The 2,203-nt window shown below is 69.0% G+C and carries 3 protein-coding genes; 2 read left to right on the top strand and 1 reads right to left on the bottom strand.

What is annotated here, in order from left to right; genetic code table 11:
* A partial coding sequence (locus D7X99_RS41800; RefSeq protein WP_147476427.1) for a MotA/TolQ/ExbB proton channel family protein occupies positions 1-696 on the bottom strand: 696 nt, incomplete at its 3' end.
* 42 nt (positions 697-738) lie between these two features.
* Between D7X99_RS41800 and D7X99_RS41795 the strand changes: the two genes are divergently transcribed.
* Together D7X99_RS41795 and D7X99_RS41790 are read left to right on the top strand one after the other, a co-directional pair.
* The gene (locus tag D7X99_RS41795; RefSeq protein WP_121782572.1) at positions 739-1,569 is read left to right on the top strand and encodes a DUF4292 domain-containing protein; all 831 of its coding nucleotides are present in this window, start codon (positions 739-741) and stop codon (positions 1,567-1,569) included.
* Positions 1,570-1,628: 59 nt separating this feature from the next.
* A partial coding sequence (locus D7X99_RS41790; RefSeq protein ID WP_121782571.1) for a general secretion pathway protein GspE occupies positions 1,629-2,203 on the top strand: 575 nt, incomplete at its 3' end.

The following is a 2,203-nucleotide window of genomic DNA, read 5'->3' as shown; positions in this document are numbered from 1 at the left end:
GGGCGTGGTGCTTTCGCGCGGGGGCGGGGTGGCTTCCGGCAGCGGGCCGCCGGCCGAGCGCTCCTTGAGCACCTCCGCGAACTCGTCGCCCAACAGGCGCAGCTCCACCAGCACGCGGGACAGCCGGGCCTGGAAGTAGTTGTAGAAGACCATCGCCTGCACGGCGACGAGGATGCCCACGGCGGTGGCGACGAGCGCTTCGGAGATGCCCGTCATCACGGCCGCGGAGCCGCCAGTGCCGCCGGCCTCCACGTCCACGCCCAGGTCCTTGAAGGAGCGCATGATGCCGGCCACGGTGCCGAAGAGGCCCACGAAGGGCGTCGTCGAACCGATGGTGGCGAGCAGCCACAGGTTGCGCCGCAGCTTGAGTCCCACCTGGGCGCGCTCGCGCTCCACGGCGGACTCGATGCCGTTGCCGCCAGTGGAGCGGGAGCGCTCCCAGCGGTCGAACCCGGCGAGGAAGATGTCGGCCGCCACGGCGTCGGAGCGCTCGGCGGCGGTGCGGGCGGCGGCCATGTCACCTCGAAGGAGGTGCTTCTGGACAATCTCGCCCAGGTTGCGGGAGCGCTCGCTCACGCCCCAGAGGGCGATGAGCCGCTCGATGGCCACGCCCAGGGCCACCACGGAGGCGCCCAGGAGGAGGGCGAGGGTGACGCCGCCCAGGCGAAGGTAATGAAGTAGATCGTTCAGGCTCATGATGGATGACCGGGCAGGCGGCCCTGGCTCACACTAGGACATATGAACCGCGCAGCCGCCGCAATCTTCCTGGCCCTCCTCTGTTCGGCCTGCCCCAAACGTCTCGAGTTCGGTCCGGAGGGCCGCATCGAGGACGCCCAGACGCTCTACCAGCACGTGCGCGAGCGGCAGGCGAAGGTGGTGACCCTGGAGGGTGACGCCAAGCTGCACGTGGACTCGCCCCAGGGCAGCGGAACGCTCTCCACCTATCTCTCCATCACCCGCCCGGCCCTCATCCACCTGGAGACCTACGACTTCTTCAACCGCCCGGTGGCCTCGCTCGTCTCCGACGGCGAGCGCTTTGGCGTCTACCAGGCGCGGGAGAACACGTACCTCCAGGGCCCGGCGAGCGCGGAGAACGTGTCCCGCTTCCTGCCTGTCGTCCTGCCGAGCGAGGAGCTGGTGGCGGTGATGTTGGGACAGGTTCCCCTCCTGCCGCCGGAGTCCATGACCCTGGAGCTGGATGAGAAGGAGCAGGTGTACGTGCTCAAGCTCCAGCGGGGCCCGGCGACGCAGACACTGCGCGTGGATCCCAAGCACCTGCGCGTGGTGAAGAGCGAGGTCCGGGGCGTGCCGGGCTACGACCTGGCGTTCGAGGACTTCCAGCAGCGGGGCGACCAGTTCTTCCCGGACAAGGTGCACCTCATCGCCACCACGGCGGGCACGAAGCTGGACCTGAAGTACACGGACATCCGCCTCAACGGCCGCCCGGACCTGACGCTCTACGAAATGGGCGCGCCCGAGGGGGCGAAGGTGGTGGACGTCGACGCGCGGGGACAGGAGGTCCGCTCGGAGGGGACGGTGTCCCAGCCGCCCCCCGCGCCGGGTTCCTGAGCTTCCAGGCGTCGAAAGGCAGCGTCCCGGCGCAAACCGGGTACTATGGCGCGCACGACATGGCACAGATCAAGCTTGGAGAACTGCTGATCAAGGCGAACGTCCTGCAGGAGAGCCAGCTCAAGGCGGCGCTCGCCGAGCAGGCCAAGTGGGGCGGGAAGCTGGGCGAGATCCTCGTCCGGATGAACCTCGTCTCCGAGGACATCCTCGTGCGCGCCTTGTCGAAGCAGCTGGGCATGCCGGCGGTGAACCTGGACTCCGTGCAGATGGTGCCGCCGCACGTGAAGGCCAAGATTCCGGCGCAGACGGCCCGCGACTTCTCTGTCGTCCCGCTGCAACTGCGCGACGACGGCAAGACGCTGGTGGTCGCCATGTCGGACCCGCTCAACGTGCGGGTGCTGGACGAGCTTCGGGCCCTGTCCAAGTGCCGCATCGTGGCGAACGTGGCCGGGCGCACCTCCGTGGCGCGGGCGTTCGCGCGCCTCTACGAGGAGACGGCGGAGCTGGAGGACGCGGACACCAACTTCAAGGTGGTGGACGCGCAGGGCCGCACCGTCGTGAAGAACCTCAAGGACCTGGACCCGGCCGCCGCCGTCGCCATGTCCCCCAAGCCCTGTCTCTTATACACCTCTCC

The organism is Corallococcus sp. AB032C (genome assembly GCF_003668935.1).
GTDB lineage: Bacteria > Myxococcota > Myxococcia > Myxococcales > Myxococcaceae > Corallococcus > Corallococcus exiguus.
Note: the sequence above shows the minus strand (reverse complement) of the source record. Positions and strands in the feature narration are given on the sequence as shown.

What these genes read in the sequence shown, in the direction of transcription:
- D7X99_RS41795 (WP_121782572.1), top strand. Translation starts at nt 739, where the DNA reads ATGAACCGCGCAGCCGCCGCAATCTTCCTGGCCCTCCTCTGTTCGGCC.